At 63.5% G+C, this 24,932-nt stretch carries 18 protein-coding genes, 1 tRNA gene and 2 pseudogenes; 12 read left to right on the top strand and 9 right to left on the bottom strand.

The annotated features are described in order from the left end of the window. Positions 1-158 precede the first annotated feature (158 nt). Positions 159-905 carry an SDR family oxidoreductase gene (locus EOA49_RS06035; RefSeq protein WP_095801133.1) on the top strand — a complete coding sequence of 249 codons (747 nt, stop codon included), beginning with the start codon at positions 159-161 and terminating at the stop codon, positions 903-905. Between the two features lie 41 nt (positions 906-946). On the opposite strand, the gene EOA49_RS06030 is transcribed toward EOA49_RS06035, so the two are convergent. The 3 genes and pseudogenes from EOA49_RS06030 to EOA49_RS06020 all read right to left on the bottom strand — a co-directional run bounded on the left by EOA49_RS06030 (position 947) and on the right by EOA49_RS06020 (position 3,869). Then, complete coding sequence (locus EOA49_RS06030; RefSeq protein WP_127243093.1) at positions 947-1,849, bottom strand: SH3 domain-containing protein; 903 nt, start codon at positions 1,847-1,849, stop codon at positions 947-949. 261 nt (positions 1,850-2,110) lie between these two features. Beyond that, positions 2,111-2,311 (bottom strand): annotated as a pseudogene (locus tag EOA49_RS06025) (FAD-dependent oxidoreductase); the annotation flags it as partial. Positions 2,312-2,435: 124 nt separating this feature from the next. After that, entirely contained in the window at positions 2,436-3,869 is a 1,434-nt protein-coding gene (locus tag EOA49_RS06020; protein WP_066989433.1) for a glutamine synthetase family protein, read from the bottom strand. A gap of 182 nt (positions 3,870-4,051) precedes the next feature. Here EOA49_RS06020 and EOA49_RS06015 point away from each other — a divergent pair, with 182 nt between their 5' ends. Continuing rightward, positions 4,052-4,765 carry an HAD family hydrolase gene (locus tag EOA49_RS06015; RefSeq protein WP_095825802.1) on the top strand — a complete coding sequence of 238 codons (714 nt, stop codon included), beginning with the start codon at positions 4,052-4,054 and terminating at the stop codon, positions 4,763-4,765. Between the two features lie 13 nt (positions 4,766-4,778). Here the strand turns inward: EOA49_RS06015 and EOA49_RS06010 are convergent, their stop codons facing one another. The 3 genes from EOA49_RS06010 to aceA form a co-directional block, all read right to left on the bottom strand. Then, positions 4,779-5,195 carry a response regulator gene (locus tag EOA49_RS06010; protein ID WP_067327255.1) on the bottom strand — a complete coding sequence of 139 codons (417 nt, stop codon included), beginning with the start codon at positions 5,193-5,195 and terminating at the stop codon, positions 4,779-4,781. A 262-nt stretch (positions 5,196-5,457) separates the two neighbouring features. After that, a complete protein-coding gene (locus tag EOA49_RS06005) occupies positions 5,458-5,700 on the bottom strand; it encodes a hypothetical protein (protein WP_067327258.1) in 243 nt (80 codons plus the stop codon). 52 nt (positions 5,701-5,752) lie between these two features. Further along, positions 5,753-7,042, bottom strand: a complete 1,290-nt coding sequence (gene aceA, locus EOA49_RS06000) for an isocitrate lyase (protein WP_067327261.1) — start codon at positions 7,040-7,042, stop codon at positions 5,753-5,755. A 249-nt stretch (positions 7,043-7,291) separates the two neighbouring features. Here aceA and EOA49_RS05995 point away from each other — a divergent pair, with 249 nt between their 5' ends. From EOA49_RS05995 to EOA49_RS05970, 6 genes are all read left to right on the top strand, one after another. Beyond that, positions 7,292-8,740, top strand: coding sequence for an XRE family transcriptional regulator (locus tag EOA49_RS05995; protein WP_127240937.1), 1,449 nt, complete (start codon positions 7,292-7,294; stop codon positions 8,738-8,740). Positions 8,741-8,906: 166 nt separating this feature from the next. After that, positions 8,907-9,857, top strand: a complete 951-nt coding sequence (locus tag EOA49_RS05990) for a DMT family transporter (RefSeq protein WP_067327997.1) — start codon at positions 8,907-8,909, stop codon at positions 9,855-9,857. A 340-nt stretch (positions 9,858-10,197) separates the two neighbouring features. After that, positions 10,198-11,295 carry a polyamine ABC transporter substrate-binding protein gene (locus EOA49_RS05985; RefSeq protein ID WP_095801099.1) on the top strand — a complete coding sequence of 366 codons (1,098 nt, stop codon included), beginning with the start codon at positions 10,198-10,200 and terminating at the stop codon, positions 11,293-11,295. 181 nt (positions 11,296-11,476) lie between these two features. Beyond that, on the top strand, positions 11,477-12,616 hold the full coding sequence (locus EOA49_RS05980) for an ABC transporter ATP-binding protein (RefSeq protein ID WP_127240938.1): 1,140 nt from the start codon (positions 11,477-11,479) through the stop codon (positions 12,614-12,616). A gap of 10 nt (positions 12,617-12,626) precedes the next feature. Continuing rightward, positions 12,627-13,589 (top strand): ABC transporter permease subunit, encoded by a 963-nt coding sequence (locus tag EOA49_RS05975; protein WP_127240939.1) that lies wholly within the window; start codon positions 12,627-12,629, stop codon positions 13,587-13,589. Further along, positions 13,586-14,404: an ABC transporter permease subunit gene (locus EOA49_RS05970; protein ID WP_127240940.1), complete on the top strand. Its 819-nt coding sequence runs from the start codon at positions 13,586-13,588 to the stop codon at positions 14,402-14,404. Before EOA49_RS05975 ends, EOA49_RS05970 begins: the two co-directional genes overlap by 4 nt. Positions 14,405-14,437: 33 nt before the next feature. Here EOA49_RS05970 and EOA49_RS05965 read toward each other — a convergent pair whose 3' ends face one another. After that, positions 14,438-16,330 (bottom strand): AsmA family protein, encoded by a 1,893-nt coding sequence (locus tag EOA49_RS05965; RefSeq protein WP_127240941.1) that lies wholly within the window; start codon positions 16,328-16,330, stop codon positions 14,438-14,440. Between the two features lie 262 nt (positions 16,331-16,592). Between EOA49_RS05965 and EOA49_RS05960 the strand changes: the two genes are divergently transcribed. Beyond that, positions 16,593-18,551, top strand: a complete 1,959-nt coding sequence (locus tag EOA49_RS05960; protein ID WP_127243092.1) for an acetoacetate--CoA ligase — start codon at positions 16,593-16,595, stop codon at positions 18,549-18,551. Positions 18,552-18,809: 258 nt separating this feature from the next. Here EOA49_RS05960 and EOA49_RS05955 read toward each other — a convergent pair whose 3' ends face one another. Next, complete coding sequence (locus EOA49_RS05955; RefSeq protein ID WP_127243091.1) at positions 18,810-22,667, bottom strand: PAS domain S-box protein; 3,858 nt, start codon at positions 22,665-22,667, stop codon at positions 18,810-18,812. A 246-nt stretch (positions 22,668-22,913) separates the two neighbouring features. On the opposite strand from EOA49_RS05955, the gene EOA49_RS05950 reads away from it, so the two are divergent. Further along, a complete protein-coding gene (locus tag EOA49_RS05950) occupies positions 22,914-23,372 on the top strand; it encodes a phasin (protein ID WP_066989279.1) in 459 nt (152 codons plus the stop codon). Between the two features lie 343 nt (positions 23,373-23,715). Next, positions 23,716-23,792 (top strand) — tRNA-His (locus EOA49_RS05945). Positions 23,793-23,904: 112 nt separating this feature from the next. Here the strand turns inward: EOA49_RS05945 and EOA49_RS05940 are convergent. Further along, positions 23,905-24,179: pseudogene (locus EOA49_RS05940) on the bottom strand (ABC transporter ATP-binding protein); the annotation flags it as partial. Between the two features lie 483 nt (positions 24,180-24,662). On the opposite strand from EOA49_RS05940, the gene EOA49_RS05935 reads away from it, so the two are divergent. Further along, the gene (locus EOA49_RS05935) at positions 24,663-24,917 is read left to right on the top strand and encodes a DUF768 domain-containing protein (RefSeq protein WP_067327302.1); all 255 of its coding nucleotides are present in this window, start codon (positions 24,663-24,665) and stop codon (positions 24,915-24,917) included. Positions 24,918-24,932: the final 15 nt, after the last annotated feature.

Raw genomic sequence — 24,932 nt, 5'->3', positions numbered from 1 at the left:
CGATTGGGCCCAAATGCGGCCTTGACACTGGCGCCACCGGGAGGCTTGTCGGCAAGCAACAGCTTTCCGGAAGCGTTCGCGCCTGCAACATAGAACCTGAATGTGACGAAAGCTAAGGGAGAATGGCGACCGCCGGCCCTTCAATGATGGGGAAAACCATGCGTCTGCAAAACAAGGTTGCCATCATCACCGGCGCGGCGTCGGGCTTCGGCGAGGGCATGGCGAAGCGCTTTGCCGAGGAAGGCGCGCGCGTCGTGGTTGCCGACCTCAACGCCAAGGGCGCCGCGCGCGTGGCGAAGGAAATCGGCGACAACGCGATCTGGACCCAGACCGACGTCTCGCAACGCTCCGAATTCGACGAGATGGTGTATGCCGCCAAGAGCGCCTTCGGCCGTGTCGACATCATGGTCAACAATGCCGGTTACACCCATCGCAACGGCGACATGCTCGGCGTCGACGAGCAAACCTTCGACCTGATCACCGCTGTCAACATGAAGGCGATCTATCATGCCGCGCTTGCCGTGGTGCCGATCATGGACCGGCAGGGCGGCGGCGTCATACTGACCACGGCTTCGACAGCCGGCATCAGGCCGCGGCCGGGCCTCACCTGGTACAACGCCTCCAAGGGATGGGCGATCACCGCCACCAAGTCGATGGCGGTCGAACTCGCCCCGAAGAACATCCGCGTCAATTGCCTCTGCCCGGTCGCCGGCGAGACCGGCATGCTGGAGAAGTTCATGGGCGCCGACACGCCGGAGATCCGTGAAAAATTCCGCGCCTCTATCCCGCTCGGCCGGCTGTCGACGCCGCTCGACATCGCCAACGCGGCCCTCTGGCTGGCTTCGGACGAGGCGGCCTTCATCACCGGCGTGGCGCTGGAAGTCGACGGCGGGCGCTGCATCTGAACCGAGGTCGCGGCGGCTGCAGGCCGCCAAGAGCGTCCAGATCAGGCGCCGGTCTTGACGAAGCTCTTGTAGATCCAGCCGCGTTTGCCGTTATAGACGATCTCGCACCATTTTTTGCAGCTCATCACCTGCACAGCTGACTTGGCAGGCACAGTGACGATCGCGGCGGCGCCGTTCTTCGGGCCGGAACGCATGGTAACAGCCCTCAGGACGCGTCCATTGGTGCCAGTGCCGGCGTTTTCGGGCTTCGGCTCGTCCTGGGCCGCATCGTCGGGTGCCGCCGGCTGAGCCTCGGCAACCTGGGGCTTCGCGTCCGGGATGGCGGCGGTCTGGGCCGCATCCATTTTGTCGTCAGGCTTTTTTGCGCCTGCCGCTTGGGCAGCCGCCGGCGCAGGCGCCGCGACCTCAGCCAGAGCGGCCGAAGCATCGTTTCCGGACGCGGATTCGGCGAAGGCGGCAACGGCCGGTTTGTCGTTCTGCGTCGCCGGCTTCTCCGCGGCCTGAGCGGATGAGGCCGGCGGAGCATCCGCCGCGGGCGCAGGCTCACCAACCGTGCCGTTCCAGCGGGGATTGTTGGAAGCCAGTGCCGGGATGGCGGCTTCTCGGGATGCAGTCATGGGCGAAACCGCATCGGCCTTGCGCGCGGCTTGCGGCGCGGCGGCGACACTGACAGCGCTCGATACCGTCGGAGCGATTTTCTTCGTCTTGACCGGGATCGCGGGGACGGTCTGCTCCGTTTTCGCGATCGCCTGCCGCTCATTGGCCGGCAAGGCGAGCCAAAGCGCCACCGCCGCTACGCCAAGCAGCGCCGCGGTGCCGACGGCCGCGATCACCAGATGCGCGTTCGACTGCAGGCCCTGCCAGAACGAGGGCCGCATGTCATAGCCGAACCGCACGGCAAAGTGCCGTCGTTCCGGCGCACCGAAACTGAAGGGCTCGTTCACCTAAACCACCTCCAACAACCGGGCCGACGTTCTTTCGATCTTGCCGCAAACGGTTCGCGGCTGATCGGCATCGGTCCCGAAATTTCCAGCGGGCAGGCCCGCGCAAATCCCCATCTTATCGCCCAGAACCGGCATCTTTTACCGCCGATTATGGCATCAGTGCGCCTTTTTGCGAAATTCTGCGCGTTTGTTAAGGATTCCGCAACGTGCCGTTAGGGAAGCGGACTTGTCGAATTAACAGCTTCTGCACATGTTCCGGCTTCAGATCCTGCGGCGCAGTGCGAACCAGTTGAGCGCAAGAAACAGCAGCGGTGCGCGTAAACGACGGCCGCCCGGGAAGGCCGGAATCTTCAGATCCTCGATCAGCTTCAGGCGGTTGCGATTGCCTGCGACCGCCTCGGCATAGAGCTTGCCGAAGAAGTTGGCCAGCATGACGCCGTGTCCGGAATAGCCGCCCATCGAGGCATGCGGAAACGCCGGTGAATGGTGAATAGTGAATGCTTTGCGAGAGCGCTCTGGCTGCGTTCACCCATCCAATATGAAACTACTCACCATTCACTATTCACCCATTCACTCGAGTGGCCGCTCACACATTCAGCAACAGATACTCCCGCTCCCAAGGGCTGATCACTTCCATGAATGTCTCGAACTCGGCTCGCTTGATGGCCGCATACGTGGCTGCGAAGGATTTGCCGACGATGGCGCCAAGCTCCTCGTCGGCTTCGAAGAGGTCCACCGCCTCGAGCAAGCTGCGCGGCAGGTCGATCTCGTCCTCGTTGGCGGTCGTCAGCACCGGCGGCTCGGCCTGGACCTTGTTGTTCATGCCGATCAACCCGCAGGCAAGCGAGGCGGCAAGCGCCAGATAGGGATTGGCGTCCGAGGACGGAATCCGGTTTTCGACGCGCCGCGCCGCGGGATCGGAACGCGGCACGCGGAAAGCCGTCGTGCGGTTGTCGTAGCCCCACTTGTTGTTGACCGGCGCCGACGCTGCCTGCGTGAGCCGCCGATAGGAATTGACGTAAGGCGCAAGCATCACCAGCGCGTTCGGCACGTGTTTCTGCATGCCGCCGATGAAATGGAAGAACGCATCCGTCTCGGCGCCGTCTTCGGCCGAGAAGATGTTTTTTCCGGTCTTCTTGTCGACCACCGACTGGTGGATATGCATGGCCGAGCCAGGTTGCCCCTGGATCGGCTTGGCCATGAAGGTGGCGTAGATTTCGTGCTTCAGCGCCGCCTCGCGGATCGTGCGCTTGAACATGAAGACCTGGTCGGCAAGCTCGATCGGATTGCCGTGACGCAGGTTGATCTCGAGCTGGCCGGCGCCCTCCTCGTGGATCAGCGTATCGATCTCTAGGCCTTGCCGCTCCGAGAAATGGTAGATGTCGTCTATCAGTTCGTCGAACTCGTTGACGCCCGCGATCGAATAGCCGGCGCCGCCGCCGATCGGCCGCCCTGAGCGCCCGACGGGCGGCGTCAGCGGATAGTCCGGATCGGGGTTCTTGCGTACCAGATAGAATTCGATCTCGGGCGCCACCACCGGCTTCAGCCCCCGGTCGTCATAGGCGGCCAGCACGCGCTTCAGCACGTTGCGCGGCGTGAATTCGACGGAGCGGCCATCCTGGTGGACGAGGTCGCAGATCACCGCGGCGGTCGGATCTTCCTCCCATGGCACGACGGTCAGTGTCGAGAGATCGGGCAAGAGCTTCAGGTCGCCGTCGTCCTCCGGATAGTGGAAGCCATTGCCGTCTTCCGGATAGCCGCCAGATATCGTCGTCATGAAGACGGCCGAAGGCAACGCCAGCGATGTGTTGGAGGTGAATTTCTTCGACGGCATCATCTTGCCGCGGGCGACGCCGGCCTGGTCCGGCGTGATGCACTCGATGTCCTCGATGCCGCGCCATTCCAGCCAGGCGCTGGCTTCCTTCCAGTTCTTCACACCGCGTTCGTTTTTCAAGAAGGCAGGCGTGCGGGCGCGTCCCCCCCGGCTCGACGGACGGACTTCCTTTTTTTCAGGCGGCATCATTCACCAGATTGTGTTGCGGATTTCAAAGTATAGCCGGGCGCCGTGGCGGAAGGAAAGGGGAGGCGCCCGCGTCGCCACAGGCAAGCCGAGCCGCAGCCCAAAGGAACCGGCGTGCCTGTCTTCTTGCTGGCGGCGCAGCGCCACAGGGTCTAGATGAGCCTGTAAGCAAAGGGTCGCACATGTCCGCTCCACGTTTGACCACCATCGGCTTCGATGCCGACGACACGCTGTGGCAGAACGAGCAGTTCTTCCGCCTGACCGAGAAGCGTTTTGCCGCCTTGCTGGCCGAGCACGGCGATCATGAGCACATCGCGGCACGGCTGCTCGAAGCGGAAAGGCGCAACCTCGCCCTCTATGGCTTCGGCATTAAGGGCTTTACGCTGTCGATGATCGAGACGGCCGTCGCGATCACAAACGGCGAGGTGCCCGGTTCGGTCATCGGCGAAATCCTGGCTGCCGGCCGCGAGATGCTCAGCCATCCGATCGAGCCGCTGCCGCATGCCCGCGAGACGGTCGAAAAGCTGGCGGACTCCTACCATCTGGTGCTGATCACCAAGGGCGACCTCTTCGATCAAGAGCGCAAGCTCGCGCAGTCGGGAATGGGTGATCTCTTCGATGCCGTCGAGATCGTCAGCGACAAGAGCGCAGCCACCTATGCCCGCATCTTCAGCCGCCATGGCGACGGTCCGCAGAACAGCATGATGGTTGGCAACTCGCTCAAGTCCGATGTGGTTCCCGCCATCGAGGCCGGTGGCTGGGGCATCCATGTGCCGCACGAATTGACCTGGGCGATCGAACACGCCGAGGCGCCTGTCGCGGAGCCGCGTTTTCGCGAGATCGCAGATCTGGGCGAGTTGCCGGCACTGGTCGAGGCAATAGCGAAGCCCGGCTGAGCGTCGCCTCTGCCTAGCCGCGGCCGACCAGGCGATCGATTACTGGTTGCAGCCTTTCGGGCGTGATCGGCTTGGTGACCACCGCGTCGACCACGCTCGACAGGCCGAGGCTGTCCGGCGTGCCATTCCTGGTTGAAAGCAGGATCACGGCGGGCCGCGTCTTGCCGGAAGCGCGCCGCAGCGCGTCGATGCCGGACAGCAGCCTGTCGCAATCCCTGTCGTCGGGTCCGCCGTCGAGTATGATTGCGCCGGGAACCAGGCCGGCCAAAGCTTTCTCGGCCGCCTCCGGCGGCTCCGAAATCGGCTTCAGCCCGGACTTTTCCACGATTTTCGATACGACGACCCGGTTGATCGACGATTTGCCGACCACCAGCACCTTGGAGATATCCGCCGGCAGCCGGGCCGCCGCGCCACGGTCCGCCGGTTTCATTGGTTTTTCAGAGTCGTCACGATTGGCGGGACACATGTCTGGCGGAGGCTCTGGTTCAATGCAGGGTTGAAACCTTAAGCGCGCAATTGGCGCGAGATCGCCAGCGGTGTCAAGCAAAAATAGTGGAAAATGATAATATAGCAAGAATTGCTAAAAACCGGCGCAAGTTCTCCCCGGCGCCACGGCCACAATTCGAAAAAACGAACGTCTCCCGGAACGTATAGCGCACGGGAGACACTCGCGAGTGATTGTTGACGTTACGTCAGCCTTGGCTCTGATGGGTGACGATCACTGGGATCAAAAGATCACCCCAGTTGCCGTCTCCGCCATGGTGCCTGGCCGAGCGCACCAGCTCGACGGACACACCTGCTTCGACCGCCTTCATCACAGACTGGTTGAGCCTGTGCAGGTCGTTGGCAAGCATGCGGATCGTCGCCTGCTGATCGACGCTCATCGCGCTTGATTGTTCTTCGGCCCGTTCCTTGACCCGGCTTATCGATGCCATTGCTGTTCTCCTCGACGTAAGTGCCCTTCGGGCGTTTCCTCTGCTGTTGTCATTACTCGGCCGCCGGCCTGAACTGGGCGTGCTCGGTCGACTCATGCATGGCGGTGGTCGAAGACTGGCCGCCGGAGATCGCCATCGAAACGGCATCGAAATAGCCGGTGCCGACTTCGCGCTGATGCTTGGTCGCGGTATAGCCATGGACCTCCGCCGCGAATTCCGCCTCCTGCAGTTCCGAATAGGCCGCCATCTGGCGCTCCTTGTAGCCGCGGGCCAGTTCGAACATGCCGAAGTTCAGCTGGTGGAACCCGGCCAGTGTGATGAACTGGAATTTGTAGCCCATGGCGCCGAGTTCCTTCTGGAACTTCGCGATGGTCGCGTCGTCCAGGTTCTTCTTCCAATTGAACGACGGCGAGCAATTATAGGCGAGCAGCTTGCCCGGGTGGTGCTTGTGCACCCCTTCAGCGAACTTCCTTGCCTGCTGAAGATCCGGCTTCGAGGTTTCGCACCAGATCAGGTCCGCATGCGGCGCGTAGGCGACGGCGCGCGCGATGCAGGGCTCGATCCCGTTCCTGACGTGATAGAAGCCCTCGACCGTGCGGCCGGCGTCATAGTCGACGAAAGGCCGGTCGCGCTCGTCGATGTCGGAGGTGAGCAGCTTGGCGGCTTCCGCGTCGGTGCGCGCCACCACCAGCGTCGGCGTGCCCATCACGTCCGCTGCAAGCCGGGCCGCATTGAGGTTGCGGATATGCGCTGCGGTCGGGATCAGCACCTTGCCGCCGAGATGGCCGCACTTCTTCTCCGACGCCAACTGGTCCTCATAGTGGACGCCAGCGGCACCGGCCTCGATGAAAGCCTTCATGATCTCGAACGCGTTGAGCGGCCCGCCAAAGCCGGCTTCGGCGTCGGCGACGATCGGCGCGAACCAGGTCTCGACCGAAAGACCCTTGCCTTCGGATGTCTCGATCTGGTCGGCGCGCTGCAGCGTGCGGTTGATGCGCTTGACCAGCTCCGGCGCCGCATTCGCCGGATAAAGCGACTGGTCCGGATACATGGCCGACGCGGTGTTGGCGTCGGCCGCGACCTGCCAGCCCGACAGATAGATCGCCTTCAAGCCCGCCCTGACCTGCTGCATGGCCTGGTTGCCCGACATGGCGCCGAGCGCATTGACGAAATCTTCCTCGTGGATCAGCTTCCACAGCCTGCTCGCGCCCATCTCCGCAAGCGTATGGCGAATCTGGACCGAGCCGCGCAGCCGCTTCACGTCCTCCGCCGAGTAGGGCCGTTCGATGCCGTCGAAACGGCCTTCCGGCGCGGACGGGACGAGGTTGTAAAAATCAGTCATCGATTGCTCCAGGTCAGTCTTGCTTGTTTAGATGGCCCGTTTGAGGGACGTATCTGTGGGCCGTTCACGTGTTACATTGTTTACATTGCGCCGCAAAAGTCGCCAGAAAAACCGGAACTTGCCAGCTAAAATACGGGAAAACTGGTGTTGCGTTTGACAGGTCGGGGCTGTAAATCTGTCATGATTGTAAAAAGCTGGATGAGCCCGCGACGGCGCGCCGTTATGTAAAACTCTTTTCAAGGTAGCCGATTGGCCGAGCAGAAGATTTTCGCCGGGCCGCGCATCCGCCGGCTTCGCAACGCCAAGGGCCTGACCCAGACGGCGATGGCCGAAGGCCTGGGCATCTCGCCGTCCTACCTCAATCTCATCGAGCGCAACCAGCGGCCGCTGACGGTGCAGCTGATCCTCAAGCTGGCGTCGGCCTACAAGATCGACCCGCACGAATTGCAGGGCGAGACCAAAGGATCGATCGCGGCGCTGAAGGAAGTGTTCGGCGATCCGCTGCTGGCCGGCGAACTGCTGGGCGACCAGGAACTGATCGACCTCGCCGAGATCGCGCCGAACGCTTCCGCCGCGATGGTGAAATTGTTTCGCGCCTATCGCGAGCAGGCCGATCGGCTGTCGGATCTCAATGAACTCCTGGCGCGGGAGGGCAGGGCGACCGCATTGTCCGGCACGCGCCTGCCTGTCGACGAAGTGCACGAGACTTTCGAGCGCAGGCCGAACCATTTCGCCGCGCTGGAGGAGGAAGCCGAGGCCTTCATTTCGCTGCTCGATCCAGGCGACGACCTGTTCGGCACGCTGAAGGCGTGGCTAAGGCGCGAGCACGGCATCGTGGTCAAGGTGCTGCCGGTGGCCACCATGCCAAACTGGCGCAGGCGCTACGATCGCCATTCGCAACGCCTGTTCCTGTCAGAGCGGCTCTCCCCCTTCGATCAGCTGCGCGAGGTCGCCATGGAGGCGAGCCTGATGCGCATGACGGTGGCCGTGGCGGGCGAGATCCAGACGTTGAAGCTCGGCACGGACGAAGCGCGCCGCTTAGCCCGTTTCGAGCTCGGCCGCTATGCGGCGCACGCGCTGATGATGCCCTATCAAGCCTTTCATGCAGCGGCCGTCCGCGCCCGCTACGACATCGACGTCTTGCGTTCGCGCTTCGGCGTCTCCTTCGAGCAGGCGGCAAACCGCCTGACCATGCTGCAGCGGCCGAGCGCCTCAGGCGTACCGTTCTTCATGCTGGAGGTCGACAGTGCCGGCAACCGCTTCCGCAAGGCGGGCAGCCTGGGCTATCCGCAAAGCCGTTTCGGCGGCGCCTGTCCGAAGCTTCCTGTCCATGCGGCCTTTTCGCAGCCGGGCCGGATCCTGGTCGAGGCGGTGGAAATGCCGGACGGGGCCGAGTTCCTCTGCATCGCCCGCACGCTCGAAGGGCCGCAAGGCGCCTTCTCCGAGCGGCCGCGGCGCACGGCGCTTCTGCTGGGCTGCGACATCGGCTTTCGCGACGAGATCGTCTACAGCGCGGCGCTGCCCGGACCGTCCGCCGCCAAGGCCGCGCAGAGCACGGCATATGCAACGCCGGTCGGCCCGGCCTGCAGGCTCTGCGAGCGCGTCGGCTGCCTGGCGCGCGCCGAGCCGCCGGTGACCCGGCCGCTTGGCCTCGACGAGATGGTGACGGGTCTCAGCGCCTTCGATTTCCAGGGGTAGCACCCCCGCCAGCCGCAGCGGTTCGGCGGCCCGCAAGCCGGCTTTGTCCTACATTTCAGCGGATGCTGGATCACGCCTGGCTCGAGCATTTGCGCTACGCGAATGGGATATGGTGTGGTCGTCCGTGGTGGATCGTGCCGCCGGCAAATCGCTGACAGTCTCGCCTATGACCGATACCGCCTCGTCTCGCGTTGCCTTGGCCGCCGTCTCGCCGCGCGAGGAGCGGATCGGCATGCTGCTGGTCTTCCTGTCGGCGCTGATGTGGAGTTTTGGCGGCACCATCGCTCGCTTCATCCATGTCGGCGACAGCTGGACCGTGGTGTTCTGGCGCTCGATCTGGGCGGTGGGCTTCCTCGTCGCCTTCATGCTCTGGCGCGACGGCTGGCGCGGCACCTGGAGATTGTTCCGCGACATGGGCCTGCCTGGGCTGGGCGTCGCTCTCTGCTTCGCCACCGCCTCCACGAGCTTCATCGTCGCGCTCGCCTACACGACGGTCGCCAACATCTTGTTGATGCAGGCCGGTGTCCCGCTTCTGGCGGCCATGCTCGCCTGGGTGCTGTTTCGCGAACGCGTGACCCCAGGAACCTGGGTCGCCATTGCCGCCGTCATCACCGGCGTGGCCATCATGGTCTCGGAATCGCTTGACGGCGCCGTCTCGCCGATCGGCGATGGCCTGGCGCTGCTGATCGCGGTGATGTTGTCGTTCGCGACCGTGATCACCCGGCGCTTTGCCCATGTGCGCATGGTGCCGGCCACTTGCCTCGGCGCATTGCTCGCCGGTGCTTTTGCTGCCTCGCAAGCCACGGAATTCACCGTCTCCGGGCGCGACATGGGCTTTCTCTTCGCCTTCGGCGTCATCAATCTCGGCGTCGGTCTTGCTTTTTTCGCCATGGGCGCCCGCCTGGTGCCCGCGGCCGTCGCGGCGCTGCTCGGCACTTTCGAGCCGATCCTCGGTCCGATCTGGGTGTGGCTCGTCCATTCCGAGGTGCCGTCGGGGCGCACCATCATCGGCGGCGCGGTCGTCATCGCCGCGCTGCTTGTTCATATTGCGTTTGAGTTCAAGCGGCAGACCCGGCCCGAGCGGCCGGGCATCACCGGGCTGCCGTCTCCCAATTGATGCTCGCGTGTCTTCCCCATTGACAACTCCGCTGCGGGCCGGGCAGGCTGCAATTACGGCAACAACAAGACAGGCGTATCTTGCCAAGTGACTCCGCCGGCCTCATCGAGGCCGGACCGCATCGTTACATCTCTGCTTACGCCGCGGCCAACGCCGCTGAGGCCGTCCGAACAGCTTCCTGGAAAGGAGGCAAGGGCGGCGCCCGTCACTCAACGATCCGGCGCACTGCCAGGCGCGCGCGCTTGTGGCTCTCCGGAAATCTCCATAGTCTGAAACAAACGCCGTCCCGCGCCCATGTCGCGACGAGCCGGCACGGGAACACTCACCAAAGGAGAATATCATGATCCGCAAAGCGCTTTTGCTTTCGGCGACTTCGGCCTTTCTGGCGCTCTTCGCCGCGAGCGGCCATGCCGACGACCGCGTCGTCAACGTCTATAACTGGTCGGACTATATCGACAGCTCGATCATCGAGGACTTCACCAAGAAGACCGGCATCAAGGTCGTCTACGACACTTTCGATTCCAACGAGATCCTGGAGACGAAGCTGCTGGCCGGGGGCAGCGGCTATGATGTCGTGGTGCCCAGCGCCAATTTCCTGGCGCGCCAGATCCAGGCCGGCGTCTTCCAGAAGCTCGACAAGTCCAAGCTGCCGAACATCTCCAACATGTGGGATGTCATTTCGGAGCGCACCGCAAAGTATGATCCGAACAATGAGTACTCGGTCAACTATATGTGGGGCACGGTCGGCCTCGGCTACAACGTCAAGAAGGTGCAGGCGGCACTCGGCACCGACAAGATCGACAGCTGGGACGTGTTCTTCAATCCGGAGAGCCTCGCCAAGCTCAAGGATTGCGGCGTCTATGTGCTGGATTCCCCCTCCGACATCATTCCGGCCACGTTGAAACATCTCGGCCTCGATCCAAACAGCACCTCGCCCGACGATATCGCCAAGGCCGAGGAGGCCCTGCTCAAGGTCCGCCCGTATATTCGCAAGTTCCATTCCTCGGAATACATCAACGCGCTGGCAAACGGCGACATCTGCCTGGCGATCGGCTGGTCGGGCGATGTGTTCCAGGCGCGAAACCGCGCCGAGGAGGCCAAGCAGGGCGTCGAGATCGGCTATTCGGTGCCCAAGGAAGGCGCCCAGATGTGGTTCGATCAGATGGCGATCCCCGCCGACGCGCCGCATGTCGCGGAAGCGCATGAGTTCATCAACTACATGATGACCCCGGAAGTCATCGCCAAATCCTCGAATTATGTGCTCTACGCCAACGGCAACAAGGCCTCGCAGCAGTTCGTCGACAAGGCACTGCTGGAGGACACCTCGGTCTATCCGGACGAGGAGACGACCAAGAAGCTTTACACCGTGCAGCCCTACGATCCCAAGACACAGCGCATCATCACGCGCACCTGGACCAAGATCGTCACCGGCCAATAAGCATCGAGACGCGACCCCGGCAGAAACTGCCGGGGTCGCTTTCTTTAGAAGCAATTCCAGCAACAGTGTGGGACGGTTTTCCGCCCCCGGAATTGCGTCAAAAACAAAAAGCTGGAGCGGTTCGGCGTTTTCTCGAAACCATGAACCGTTCCAGCGGAACGAAACAGACCCGGAGTGGGACATGAAATCGCTTGGCAGCATCCGCAGGGATTTCGCGCCATGGAATGATCCGAGCGCCAAGCCGTATATCCAGTTCGACAAGGTGACCAAGAAGTTTGGCGACTTCACCGCTGTCAACAATCTGTCGCTGACCATCTTCGAACGTGAGTTCTTCGCCCTGCTCGGCGCCTCGGGCTGCGGCAAGTCGACCCTGCTCAGGATGCTCGCCGGCTTCGAGGAGCCGACCGCGGGGCGCATTCTGCTCGACGGCCAGGACCTGCGCGGCATTCCGCCCTATAAGCGGCCGGTGAACATGATGTTCCAGTCTTATGCGCTGTTTCCCCATATGACGGTGGAAAGGAACATCGCCTTCGGCCTCAAGCAGGAAGGCATGCCCGCTCCCGATATCGAAAAGCGCGTCGCCGAGATGCTCAGGCTGGTCAAGCTCGAGCAGTTCGCCAAGCGCAAGCCGCACCAGCTTTCCGGCGGTCAGCGCCAGCGCGTGGCGCTTGCCCGCTCGGTCGCCAAGCGGCCGAAGGTGCTTTTGCTGGACGAGCCGCTCGGCGCGCTCGACAAGAAGCTGCGTGAGGAGACGCAGTTCGAACTGATGGACCTGCAGCAGGAACTTGGGCTTACCTTCGTCGTCGTCACCCACGACCAGGAGGAAGCCATGACCATGGCCGACCGCATCGCCATCATGGACAGGGGCGAGGTGATGCAGGTGGCGACGCCGGCGGAAATCTACGAGGCCCCGACGTCGCGCTTCGTGGCGCATTTCGTCGGCAATGTGAACATGTTCGAGGGCAAGGTTGCCGAGCGGGCAGCCAATACGACGCGCATCACCGGCGCGACCGGTGCGCAGATCGTTGTCGAGAATGCCACCGATACCACCAAGGGCGCCGACATCGTTTTCGCGATCCGGCCCGAGAAGATCAAGGTCTCGTCGAGGAAGCCGGCCGATGCCGTCAATGCGCTGGAGGGCGAAGTCTATGACGTTGCGTATCTTGGCGACATGACCGTCTACCACATCAAGCTCGACGACGGACAGATGGTGCGGGCAAGCGCGTTGAACGCTGCCCGCGTCAGCGAGGACCCGCTGACCTGGAACGATCGCGCCTGGGTCTCCTTCCGGCCGGACGCCGGCGTCGTGCTGACAAGGTAACAGGGCGGCCATGACCAATATCGCCGCCGCCCCTTCCTCGGCTGAAACCGCCGCTCAGTTGCCGACCAAGCTGGCGAAGGGCTTCGTCGACCGTCTCGTTATCATCATTCCCTATCTCTGGCTGCTGTTCTTCTTCCTTGTCCCGTTCATCATCGTCTTCAAGATCTCGCTGTCGCAGACGGCGATCTCGATGCCGCCTTACACCCCGGTGCTCGATTTCGGCGACGGTATTTCCGGATTCTTCGCCGGCTTTCGCGAGCTCAACTTCGACAATTACACGTGGCTGACCCAGGACGCGCTTTACTTCAACGCCTATGTGACCAGCCTCATCATCGCGGGCATCTCGACGGTGCTGACGCTGGTCGTCGGCTATCCGATCGCCTATGGCATGGCGCGCGCGCCGGCGACGATCCGGCCGACCTTGCTGATGCTCGTGATCCTGCCGTTCTGGACCTCGTTCCTGATCCGCGTCTATGCCTGGATCGGCATCCTGAAACCCGAAGGGCTGCTCAACCAGGTGCTGCTCGCCACTGGCCTGATCAGCCAGCCGCTGGTCATCCTCAACACCTACACCGCGATCTTCATCGGCATCGTCTATTCCTATCTGCCCTTCATGGTGCTGCCGCTCTACTCGTCGCTGGAGAAGATGGACTATTCGCTGATCGAGGCGGCGCAGGATCTCGGCTCCCCGCCGATCGGCGCCTTTTGGAAGATCACCTTCCCGCTGTCGCTGCCGGGCGTGATTGCCGGCTGCCTGCTGGTCTTCATCCCGGCGGTCGGCGAGTTCGTCATACCGGACCTTCTCGGCGGCTCGCAGACGCTGATGATCGGCAAGACGCTGTGGAACGAATTCTTCGCCAACCGCGATTGGCCGGTCTCGTCGGCGGTGGCGGTCATCCTGCTCCTGGTGCTGACCGTCCCGATCATGTTCTTCCAGCAGGCTCAAGCGAAAGCCCAGGAGCAAGGCAAATGAACGCCACCTGGAGCCGCTTCAACATCACCTCGATCGTGCTCGGCTTTGCCTTTCTCTATCTGCCGATCGTGCTTCTCATCGTCTTTTCCTTCAACGAATCCAAGCTCGTCACCGTTTGGGGCGGCTTTTCGACGAAATGGTACGTGTCGCTGTTCCACAACCAGGGCCTGATGGACGCCACCTGGGTGACAGCCCGCGTCGGCGTCATCTCGGCGACCGTTGCCACCGTGCTCGGCACGCTGGCGGCGATCACCTTGACCCGCTACACACGCTTCAAGGGGCGGGTGCTATTTTCCGGCATGGTCTTTGCGCCGCTGGTGATGCCGGAAGTCATCACCGGCCTGTCGTTGCTCTTGCTCTTCGTGGCCGTCGGACTTGACCGAGGCTTCTTCACCGTCACGCTCGCCCACATCACCTTCACCATGTGCTTCGTGGCCGTCGTTGTGCAGTCGCGCCTCGTCTCCTTCGACCGCTCGCTGGAGGAAGCCGCGATGGACCTCGGCGCGACGCCGGTGAAGACCTTCTTTCAGATCACCTTGCCCGTCATCTTGCCGGCGATCATCTCCGGCTGGATGCTGGCCTTCACGCTCTCGCTCGACGATCTGGTCATCGCCTCCTTCACCTCGGGCCCCGGCGCCACGACGCTGCCGATGAAGATCTACAGCCAGGTGCGCCTCGGCGTGACGCCTGAGATCAATGCCGCCTGCACCATCCTGATCGCCGTCGTCGCGATCGGCGTCATCATTGCCTCGATCGCCAACAAGCGCCGCGCGGTCCAGCGCCAGCGCGATGAGCAGGCGGCGCAGCGCGGATAGGGAACAAAGACGGGCGCGACCTGCGCCTTGGTTCTATTGGCCTGAAACGCCGCGGCTGATCGGCGAGATGAACGGAGTGCTCCAGTTGCCGCCGACGAAGAACAACGACTGCTTTGAGGGCTGCGGCGCCTGCACCGCTGTCTGACCGGCGGTAGCCGGTTGTTGGGCCGGCTGTTGCTGCGCAGGTTGTCCGTTCGGGATGATGCCGCCCGAGAGCGCCAGCCCGCGCCCGGTATAGGAGGCGATGCCCGAAAGCCAGATCTTGTACTTCTGTGCATTGACCTCGGCCTTGTCCAGCCGCGCCACACCTTTCGAGATGCTCGCCTTGATCTCGGCGCCGTCGATGGGCAGCGAGCCGTCGGCGACGTCGTCGAGGGCGAAGAATCCGCCCTGTTCGTTGCGCTTGAGAAAGGCAGGCAGGTTGAGGCCGTTGAGCGAGCCCGGCCCGAACGTCGCCGAGAAAGACCCGTCGGCGTTCTCGAAGATCGAGTCCCAGGCCTTGCCCGGCCCCTTCAGAATGACCGAGACGGTTCCGGTTCCGGCCGGCACCAGCCGCGTCATCCCCGCCGCGGTGGCGAAGGCGCCGGTGTCGACGTCCGATGCCAAAAGCCGCAACTCGACCTGAGTGCCGTCCGGCTTGCGGTCGAAGCGCAGGCTGCTCTGGATATTGCCGTTGAAGGCCGACGCGTCGGAGATGTCGAAGACGGCAAGCCCGTTCTTGACCTGCGCGGTCGCGGCGACATCGGCAAGCTGGATCGGGCCGGCGGTGGCGTGCGCCGCCGACAGCCTGAGATCGAGGTTGATCTTGTCGGCGAAACCGGTGTCGAACTCGCCGGGGCCTGCCTGGCCGGCCGGAGCGATCGGCGTGAAAGCGGAAAGGACCGATCGAAGATCGAGCGCATCGAACGCAAGCGTGCCGGAAACAACGGGAAGGGGCTCGCTGAACGAAAAGTCCAGCGCTCCCATGCCGGGGTTGTTGTCCAGCGCCACCGTCGTGTTCTCGAACTTCGCGCGCCCCGCCGAGGCCGCCACCTTGCTCGCGACCGAGACAGAGCCGATCGCAGCACCAGGCGCCATGCCGGCCTGCGACCATTCAAGCAGGCGTCGCAGCGAAGGGGCGGTGAATCTCGCTTGGCCGTCCAGATAGCCGTTCTCCGACATCGAGGCGACGCCGTCGAAAGAAAGTGTGGCGGGCGCCGCCTTGAAGGCGAGCGTGACGGGGGCGACCCCTCCGGCAAACAGCACCAGCGGCTTCGCCGAGGAAAAATCGATCTGGACGCTTTCGCCGCGCCATATGCCGGTCGCCGTGAGCGCGGCGTCGCTGTTCATCGCCGCCCAGTTCACCTGGCCGCTGAGGCTGCTCAGGATCTCGGTATCCTTGCCGCCAACCGAGGTCACGACGCGGCCGTCGCGGAACTCGACGATGCCGAACGGATCGGAAGGGAGTCTGCCGAGGTCGGGCTTCTGCGGGTTCGCGGTGACCACGCCGCGCGCAGTGTCGATCGAGCGGGTGATGCGGCCGCCGGTCGGCAGCGGCGGCAGATAGAGGCCGCTCGCCTTGCGCTCCACCCTGATCGTCGGCCGCACCAGCCTTGCCGTCGAGAATTGGACGTCGCCCTGCACGGCGGCCATGGCCGAGAGATCGACTTCGACGCGCTCGGCTTCGATCACCGGCGGCGCGTCGGTTTCCGTCCATTGCGACAGCGTCACATCGCTGAGGATGGCCCGGAACTTAGGCCACACCTCGATGCGCGGCGAACCGTCGATCGTCACGCGAAAGCCGCTCCAGGCGCTCAATTCCCAAGCGATGCGGTCGCGTACGATGCGCGTCGAGGCAATCAGCGGCAAGGCGGCGACGGCGAGCGCGATGACCAGCACCGCAACGCCGATTACCCATACCCCGCGCCGGATCAAAGATGATCTCATCTCGCCCCGTGAGTTTCCATTGCCGACAAATCGCCCGACGGGTGTAGCCGAGCGCCGACGCTTTTCAAGTCTTTATGGCCCTCCGATGGCGTTTGCGCCGTGTCCTTGCCGGCCATTTCAACAAAATCTTGCTCTGCTGCGCTGCGGTATGCATAAGCGATAAACCCGTCCGGTCCGCCAACGCCACGCCGGTTTTGGGACAACGACGCAGGCGACATCAGGCTTAATTGCCGCAATCGCGACGCGCTTTGGGAGGAACGATATGGCTGCCGACACCCCCTTGTGGACGCCGACGCAGGACCGGATCGCCTCCGCGCCCATGACCGCCTTCATGAAAGCTGCGGTTGCGAAGTCTGGCCAGGCTTTCTCCAACTATGCCGAGCTCCACCGCTGGTCGATCGACGACCGCGAGGCATTCTGGGACCTCGTCTGGGACTTTTGCGGACTTGTCGGCGACAAGGGCGAGCGGGCTCTGGTCGATGGCGAGAAGATGCCTGGCGCCGCCTTCTTTCCCGACGCGAAACTCAATTTCGCCGAGAACCTTCTGAAAAAAACCGGCGGCAGCCTCGCTATCGTGTTCCGGGGCGAGGACAAGGTCGAGCGCCGGCTGTCCTGGAACGAGCTCCATGCGCTCACTTCGCGCCTGCAGCAGCTCTTCCTGTCGATCGGCGTCAGAGAGGGCGATCGCATCGCCGCCATGATGCCGAACATGCCGGAGACGGTCGCTGCCATGCTGGCTGCCGCCTCGATCGGCGCGGTCTGGTCTTCCTGCTCACCTGATTTCGGCGAACAGGGCGTGCTCGACCGTTTCGGCCAGATCGAGCCGGTCGTCTTCATCGCGCCTGACGGCTATTGGTACAACGGCAAAGCCATCGAGGTCGCCGACAAGATCCGCGCGGTGGCCGAGAAGCTCGCGACCGTGCGCAAGGTGCTGATCGTCGACTATCTCGGCACGTCGGCCGATGTCGCCGCCACCATCGACAAGGCCGAGGCGCTGGAAGGAGCGCTCTCGCCCTTTGCCGCCAGGCCGCTCGCCTTCGAGCGGCTGCCTTTTTCGCACCCGCTCTACATTCTGTTCTCCTCCGGCACGACCGGAATCCCGAAATGCATCGTGCACTCGGCCGGCGGCACGCTGATCCAGCACGTCAAGGAGCAGCGGCTGCATGCCGGCCTGCTGGACGGCGACCGCTTTTTCTACTTCACCACCTGCGGCTGGATGATGTGGAACTGGCTGGTCTCGGGCCTCGCCTCGGGGGCGACGTTGCTGCTCTATGACGGTTCGCCCTTCTACCCCGACGGCAATGCGCTGTTCGATTTCGCCGATGCCGAGAAGATGACCTATTTCGGCACTTCGGCGAAATTCATCGATTCCGTACGCAAGGCAGGGCTGAAGCCGATCGACAGCCACGACCTTGCAAGCGTGCGGACCATCTCTTCCACAGGCTCGCCGCTGTCGCCGGAGGATTTCCGCTTCGTCTATGACGGCATCAAGAAGGACGTGCATCTCGCCTCGATATCCGGCGGTACCGACATCGTTTCCTGCTTCGTGCTGGGTGTCCCGACCGAGCCGGTCTGGACCGGCGAGATCCAGGGGCCGGGCCTCGGCCTGGCAGTGGACGTGTGGGACGACGACGGCAAGCCGGTCCGGCAGGAGAAAGGCGAACTCGTCTGCACCAAGGCATTCCCGTCGATGCCGATCGGCTTCTGGAACGATCCGGAAGGCAAGAAGTACCGCGCGGCCTATTTCGAGCGCTTCGACAACATCTGGTGCCATGGCGACTTCGCCGAATGGACGGCGCATGGCGGCATGATCATCCATGGCCGCTCCGACGCCACGCTCAATCCAGGCGGGGTGAGGATAGGCACGGCCGAGATCTACAACCAGGTCGAACAGATGCCGGAAATCCTGGAGGCGCTCTGCATCGGCCAGGATTTCGACAACGACGTGCGCGTCGTGCTGTTCGTGCGGCTGGCCGCCGGCGTGAGCCTCGACGAGGATTTGCAAAAGCGCATCCGCGCCAGAATCCGCTCGGGCGCCAGCCCCCGCCATGTGCCGGCGAAGATCGTTGCCGTCACCGACATCCCGCGCACCAAGTCGGGCAAGATCACCGAGCTTGCCGTGCGCGACGTGGTGCATGGTCGCGCCATCAAGAACAAGGAAGCGCTCGCCAATCCGGAGGCGCTGGAGCTGTTCAGGAACCTGCCGCAGCTTGCTGATTAGGCCTCCCCGGCATGGTTAAGAAATAGTGTTGGTCCAATTTACCTAGATTTCACGAGTGGTACACATTCGTAAATTTTTTTGGCTCCCGGTAAGGACTTGTTAAGGGACGGCGCCGATAGTCGCGTGTAACTTGAGGGAGAAATCCCGTTCCTCGTCCCCTGAGGTTCAGCTCAAGCCCCGTTTTGTGACAGCATCCCATTTTCCAAGGCGTCCTCCAGGACGCCTTTTTCTTTGGCCGAAGCTCGGTCTTGCGGATCGTTATTCGGCCAGCACGCGCGTCGATGGGAAGACGACCTCGACCAGCGTGCCTTCGCCAGGTGTCGATGTGATAGTGAAGCGGGCACGGTTGGCCTCCACCATCGCCTTGGTCAGAGGCAGCCCGAGGCCAGTGCCGTCGCCGCGGCCGCGTTTGAGCGCATTGATCTGCTTGAACGGCTTCAGTGCCTGCTCGATCTCGGCCGGCGTCATGCCGATGCCGGTATCGCGCACGCGCATGACGACGTCGCCGGAGGTCTCGTAGGCGGTGGACACAATCACCTGGCCGCCGGCCTGGGTATAGCGGATGGCGTTGGAAAGTATGTTCAGCGCAATCTGGCGCACACTCCTCAAATCCGCCACCACTTCCGGCAGCCGCGAGGCGAAGCTCGAGCGGATGATGACGCGCTCGCGGTTGGCCTGCGGCTGCATCATCGCCACCGTTTCGGCCAGCGTGTCGTTGAGCGACACCGCCTCATAGGCCATCTCCTGCTGGCCGGCCTCGATTTTGGAGATGTCGAGCAGGTCGTTGACGAGGTCGAGCACATGGTTGCCCGAACGGTTGATGTCACGCAGATAGTCGCGGTAGCGGTCGTTGGCGACCGGGCCGAACTTCTCGTCCACCATCAGTTCGGAAAAGCCGATGATCGCGTTGAGCGGCGTGCGGATCTCATGGCTGATGCGGGCCAGGAAATCCGTCTTCTGCGAGGAGGCACGCTCGGCCACGGCGCGCGCCTGGGTGAGGTCTTCCTCGGCCCGCTTCCACTGCGTGATGTCGCGCACGACGGCGCAGAAGCCGCTGTCGTTGGGCAGCCTGCCGATGGTCATGAACAGCGGGATGAAGCGCCCCTGCGCCTCGCGGCCGATCACCTCGCGCCCGTCGTTCAGCAAGCTCGCCACGCCAGGTTCGGAAAGGCCGACGAGATAGTCGCGCGCCGCGCGCTGGCTCTCGATGGCGAACAGCGAGGCAAAGGGCTTGCCGGCGATCTCGTCGCTGTCGAAGCCGAACAGGGCTTCAGCCGGGCGGCTGATCGAGCGGATGTTGCCGTCGCGGCCGATCAGCACCACGCCGTCGGTGGCGGTGTCGATGATGGTGCGCATTTCGGCGATTCGCGACTTCAGTTCGGACACGTCCGGCTGCTGGTTCGGCTCGTCATTGGCCGCGCTGAGATGGGAGGAGGGCGCCTCGTCCTCGCCCGAGCGACGAACCACCAGCATCAGCGCCTTGCCGCCGCGCCACGGCACCGAGCGCAGGAGCGCATCGATCGGGAATTCCTGGCCCTGGCGGGTTGTGAGCTTCAGCGAACGGTCGCTTTCGTCGGTCTCGCCATCATCGGCGTAATGGTCGGCGAACAGCGCGCCGAGCCCGCCAGCACCGGCAAGGTCTTCCAGCGCGTCGTAGCCGGTGATCTCGAGAAACGCCTCATTGGCATAGTGCAGCACGTCGCCGGAATGGATGAGCAGCGGCACAGGCAGCCTGGCGAGGATGGACGTGTCGGGAGCCCTTCCGTCTTCCCCGGTTGAGAAAGCCGAGGGCACGAAGCCCTCGAGCTTGAGCGGCGGCACCGTGAGGCGCGGCCTTTCCGGCCGCGCTTTTGCTTCGCCAGGCTGTTCAGGCGCAGGCAGGGCGCCGTCCCGGTCGGAACCGGCCCAGTCCTCGCTGTCTTCCGCGTCGCGAAAATCGTCGGCGGTCATACCGTCGTCGTCGCCAGCGCCTGCCTCTGGGGCAGGGGCTTCGGCTGCCGGCCGCTCGGCCGTCGATTCGGCTGCCCTGTCCGCCGCTGCGGTTTGGCGGGTGTCGGAACCCGCCGCTTCCTGCGCTTCATCGGCGGCTTTCTCGCGCCCGGCATAGTTGAGCAACGAGCCGGAGACAGCGAGGCCGTCGAGCCGAGCCAGATCCTTTTGATCTTCCGCCTCGGTCTCCGCTTCGGCCGTATCAATGGCCTCGTTGCCTTCCGGCATGGCCGGCTCAGGCGAGGTGGCGTCAGTCGCGTTCAGATCGGAGTGGTCGGTCTTCCTCTCACCGGCCAACGGTTGTTCGGCCGTGGGAGCAGCCTTGTCGGCGGTTGCAGCCGCATCTGATTGCTTTTGAGCACCCGCGGTTGCGCCGCTTGGCGGCTCGGCCGGTCCCGAACTGTCCTTCCGCAGCCGCTCGCCGATCTCGCGAAAGGCGCTGCGCTCGAGGATCGACAGCCCTTTCTCACTCGCCGGCCTGTCATTTCCCGGCTGCTTGTCGTTGGCCGGCTGCCTGTGCTCGGCCAGCCGGATCACCTTGTCGGCATAGCGGCGCTCCGGCTTGGGCACGATGGTCAGCGCCGGCACTTCGCCCAGGAACGGGTCGGCAGGTTTCGCCGGCTCGGCCGCGGGTTGCCCGGCGGCAGGTTCGGGTTCTGTCGGAGCGGCGCCATTGGGCACCAGCGCAATGCCGAGCGCTTCCGGGTCGACAACGGCGTCGGCGCTGCGCGCGACGCCGAAGCCGCGGAAGCCTTCGAAGGCGCGGCTGCGGCCATAGACCGGCAGCGCCGCAAGATCGACGGGGATCTTCAGGTCCGTCCCCGCCACCGGCCACAGCACCGAGCGTCCCGACCAGGTATCGCGCCGCTCGAGCAGAGTGGCGATCTCGCCCGATGCGTCGAGGCCGAAAGTCGTCGCGACATCCCTGAAGCGGCGACCGATCACATCGGCGGCGGGTTTGCCGACGATATCGGCGAATTCCGGCGACAGCGCGCTGAACTTGCCTTCGGCGTCGGTCCGCCAGACGAAACGCAGCGGCGGCGCCGAACGGTCGATTTTGCGCGCCGCGCTCGGCTCGGCCGCCGCCGTTCCGGCGGTGTGCTGCCGGCTTCCGGCCGCGACCTCCGCCGGTCCGATCTGTGGCGGCCTCTCCGGCCCCTTCACGTCGTCGCCGCCGGCATTGAAATACCAATGGTCATGCTGCGCCGGGCCGGCACCGCCTGCCAGCGCAGCATCCGGCGCGTGGTCGGCCGTGGCCGCGGTCCCTTGCGTTGGCTGGGCGTCATCCGTGGCCGCTGCCGGGACCGCGTCTGCCTTTTCGCCCTTTGCCGCGGCCGGAGACTGGGTATTGTTCTCTCGGCTCGGCTCGGCGATGACTGTGGTGTTTTTGTCTTCGGAGACGGTGGGCGCGCCTTCCGGCGCTGCCGACTTACCGGCGTCGGGCTGGTCGTTCCGCTCGCCGTCGAGCTGGTCTTCGTCGATCACCACCAGGAGATGGCGCGCGTCGGTCAAGCGCGCAAGCCCGGCCGGGTACGAGGTGCTTGCGCCGGGAACAAGCCGCTTGACGATGCGGTCTCCAGCACTTGCCACGTCCGCGACCAGGGCAGCGAGCGTCTCCGGCCTGATGCCGAGCGCGGCAAATCCCTCCGAAGCCGCCTCGACATGGCCTTGGGCGTCGACGAAGGCGATGAAATGTCCGGCCTCGGTGAAGCCGCCAATGGCGCGGCTGGCTATTTCGGCGGCGCCGCGCGAGCCGGTCTGCGCCGCGGGCATCGCCAGCATGATCGCCTTTTCGCCGTCCGGCATCGTTACCGCGCTGGCGAGCAAGCCGACGGCGCGGCTGACCATGCCGGTCGCCAGCCGCACGGTGACGGCGCGGTCGCTGCCGATATCCGGAAAGCCGCTGGTCGCCATGATCTGCCGCCTGGCAATTAGCGGCAGCCGCGCGGAAGCGCCGATGATTGCTTCGATTTCCGGATAGCCGAATACCGCGGCACCTGGCCCGTTGGCCCAGATCACCTGCTCGAGATCGGCCGACAGTATGGCAAGCGCGTCGCCGGCGGCGAAGCGCTGGCGCACCGCGTCGAGCACGGCGACGTCGAGGAAGGAGTAGTTTTCAGGCGGCATGCGCTGGCAGACCTTCCAGGTGGGCTTTTTGAGTTAACGCTTTGTTAATAAAAGCGTACGGGACCAAGGTCCACAAGCCATGCCGTGTATCGGCCGAAATCTCTGGGCTCTTGGTTAATGGCGGGGCGATTTTTTATGGTGCAGTGCAACAAAGATATTGCAATGCACAAAACTTGCCTTTATATTGCCATCATACATGAACGAGACGGCTTTCCGTCAAAGCCGCTGCCCTTGAAAGGTTGGAAAATGTCCAAGACTGCCAAGACCGAGACCATCGAGAACGTTGAATTCCCGAGCTTTGACGCTTCCAAAGCCACCGACCAGATCCGCGCCTTCGCCGAGAAGGGCGTCGAGCAGTCGAAAGAGGCCTACACCAAACTGAAGAACGGCGCCGAGGAGACCCAGAAGGTTCTGGAGTCGACCTACGAGACCGCCAAGACCGTTTCCGGCGATGTCTCGCTGAAGACCATTGCCATCCTTCGCGCCAATGCCGAGGCCAGCTTCTCGCACCTTGAAGCCCTGGTCGGCGCCAAGACGCTGTCGGAAGTCGTCGAGCTGCAGACTGCCTTCCTGCGCAAGCGCGCTGAGATGGCCGTCGAGCAGGCCAAGGACTTTCAGGCCGTCGCCTCCAAGGCTGTCGAGGACGTCTCGAAGCCGGTGAAGACCGCTTTCGAGAAGGCGTTCAAGGACATCAAGGCGGCCTGATTTCAGGCGCAACTCAACGATGCATCAAAACGTCGCATTTCGTCAGACAAATAGATGTGCGATGAATTGATGAGATGAATACCCGGAGTGTGAAACCTCCTCCCTTTGCTCTCCGGGGTGACCAGCCAGCTCCTCCTCCCGCTGGCTCGTAACAGGAAAAGGCCGGCACCTCCTCCCGCCGGCCTTTTCTTTTGCCCAATCAGGACTGCGCGGGTTCGTTCATCGGATCTTTGCCTCATCAAAGGCCTTGAATTAGACTCCGATAATCCGTATTGGACGCATCGCCGACGACGGAGCGGACACGGGGAATGATTTTCTCCTCGGATTGCGCTCAGGCGGATGTGCCGTTGTAGCTCAGTTGGTTAGAGCACCAGATTGTGGATCTGGGGGTCGCTGGTTCGAGCCCAGCCAACGGTACCATCGATTTCCTGGCGGTCACGTCGCTTTTCCGGCCGCCGCGTCCCATTCCTCTAATGGGTGACGAAGCATCGCCGGGCGACGAAGGGCAGCTCAGGCTGAGCAGCCCGCGCACCTCGCAGAAGGCCAGGCGCAGCTCATAGCCGGTCTGATGGCCGACGGCCTCGTTCTGCGCCATCGTGAAAAGACCTGCACGACACTGACTGCAAGCAGTGTCAGGGCCGTGTTCCGAAGCGCCTGTTCGGCAGCCGTCCCGCCGCCCGCAACCATAACGCCCTGCGCCTGGTCGATGGCGCGCCGCAACGAATGTGGAATGAGAAGCTGCAGCGTCGCGGCAACGAAAGTCGAGGCGATGGTCATCGCCACCTGCCAAGTATGGCGCAGCGTCATGCCCAGATGCGCAGCAGGGGTGCCGAGACCTTTCCCCGAAGGCTGGCCGCCACCTGCCTGACGCGGCGGAAAGAAGCAGGCACGACGATCAGAGTCGACATTGTATGGGGATATCACTATATAGCGGCGGCTTTCGGTTTCTCGCACCTTGGCTGCGCCTGCGAGATCGCCGTAAATGCGTGGTGTTGTGACGGAAATCGGTCTGAAAAACCGGAAGAAAGCAAGTAAAAACAACAGAGCGGATCTTTGACGGTCCTGGCCAAAGCATCATCCTCAACAATCTGAACGTGTCCCTCGAACCTTTCCAGTCCTTCGGCTCCGCGGACCCTGAGCAAGACATCTTGTCCCATGGGCAAGGCATCTTGTCCCATTGGCAAGACGTCTTGCCGGCAGAGGCCGACTCGGCTCGAATGGGCCTGCGTCCCGTGGCGGGACGCGAGCGTTCATGACTACCAACCGGCATTGCCGCTAGGGAAAAGCAGTATGAGTGAACATGCGATCGAGTTCTTGCGCGGATGGATTGGCGAAAAGGTCCAATGCCAGCATTCGCCGGTGAAGATCGACGAGCAGGCCGAAACTCTCGCCAAGGAGTGCTGCGCCAAGGCCGCCGAGGAAGGCATCCTTCTGGAAGACATCCAGGAAGAGGTCGGCGACATCCAGGAACTGATCGCTTCGCGCCTTGAGGAAGTCGCCGAGGAGAGCGAGCAACAGACGACGTCGGACAAGCCGTCCGAATAAGATACCGCGAGGGCG

The sequence above is a fragment of the Mesorhizobium sp. M1A.F.Ca.IN.020.04.1.1 genome (genome assembly GCF_003997315.1).
Classification (GTDB): Bacteria; Pseudomonadota; Alphaproteobacteria; order Rhizobiales; family Rhizobiaceae; genus Mesorhizobium.
Note: the sequence above shows the minus strand (reverse complement) of the source record. Positions and strands in the feature narration are given on the sequence as shown.

Excerpts from the sequence above, each read along its gene's own strand:
- EOA49_RS06035 (WP_095801133.1), top strand. The coding sequence starts at position 159 with ATGCGTCTGCAAAACAAGGTTGCCATCATCACCGGCGCGGCGTCGGGC.
- EOA49_RS06020 (WP_066989433.1), bottom strand. The coding sequence starts at position 3,869 with ATGCCGCCTGAAAAAAAGGAAGTCCGTCCGTCGAGCCGGGGGGGACGC.
- EOA49_RS06015 (WP_095825802.1), top strand. The coding sequence starts at position 4,052 with ATGTCCGCTCCACGTTTGACCACCATCGGCTTCGATGCCGACGACACG.
- EOA49_RS06010 (WP_067327255.1), bottom strand. The coding sequence starts at position 5,195 with ATGAAACCGGCGGACCGTGGCGCGGCGGCCCGGCTGCCGGCGGATATC.
- EOA49_RS06005 (WP_067327258.1), bottom strand. The coding sequence starts at position 5,700 with ATGGCATCGATAAGCCGGGTCAAGGAACGGGCCGAAGAACAATCAAGC.
- aceA (WP_067327261.1), bottom strand. The coding sequence starts at position 7,042 with ATGACTGATTTTTACAACCTCGTCCCGTCCGCGCCGGAAGGCCGTTTC.
- EOA49_RS05990 (WP_067327997.1), top strand. The coding sequence starts at position 8,907 with ATGACCGATACCGCCTCGTCTCGCGTTGCCTTGGCCGCCGTCTCGCCG.
- EOA49_RS05985 (WP_095801099.1), top strand. The coding sequence starts at position 10,198 with ATGATCCGCAAAGCGCTTTTGCTTTCGGCGACTTCGGCCTTTCTGGCG.
- EOA49_RS05980 (WP_127240938.1), top strand. The coding sequence starts at position 11,477 with ATGAAATCGCTTGGCAGCATCCGCAGGGATTTCGCGCCATGGAATGAT.
- EOA49_RS05975 (WP_127240939.1), top strand. The coding sequence starts at position 12,627 with ATGACCAATATCGCCGCCGCCCCTTCCTCGGCTGAAACCGCCGCTCAG.
- EOA49_RS05970 (WP_127240940.1), top strand. The coding sequence starts at position 13,586 with ATGAACGCCACCTGGAGCCGCTTCAACATCACCTCGATCGTGCTCGGC.
- EOA49_RS05965 (WP_127240941.1), bottom strand. The coding sequence starts at position 16,330 with ATGAGATCATCTTTGATCCGGCGCGGGGTATGGGTAATCGGCGTTGCG.
- EOA49_RS05960 (WP_127243092.1), top strand. The coding sequence starts at position 16,593 with ATGGCTGCCGACACCCCCTTGTGGACGCCGACGCAGGACCGGATCGCC.
- EOA49_RS05955 (WP_127243091.1), bottom strand. The coding sequence starts at position 22,667 with ATGCCGCCTGAAAACTACTCCTTCCTCGACGTCGCCGTGCTCGACGCG.
- EOA49_RS05950 (WP_066989279.1), top strand. The coding sequence starts at position 22,914 with ATGTCCAAGACTGCCAAGACCGAGACCATCGAGAACGTTGAATTCCCG.
- EOA49_RS05935 (WP_067327302.1), top strand. The coding sequence starts at position 24,663 with ATGAGTGAACATGCGATCGAGTTCTTGCGCGGATGGATTGGCGAAAAG.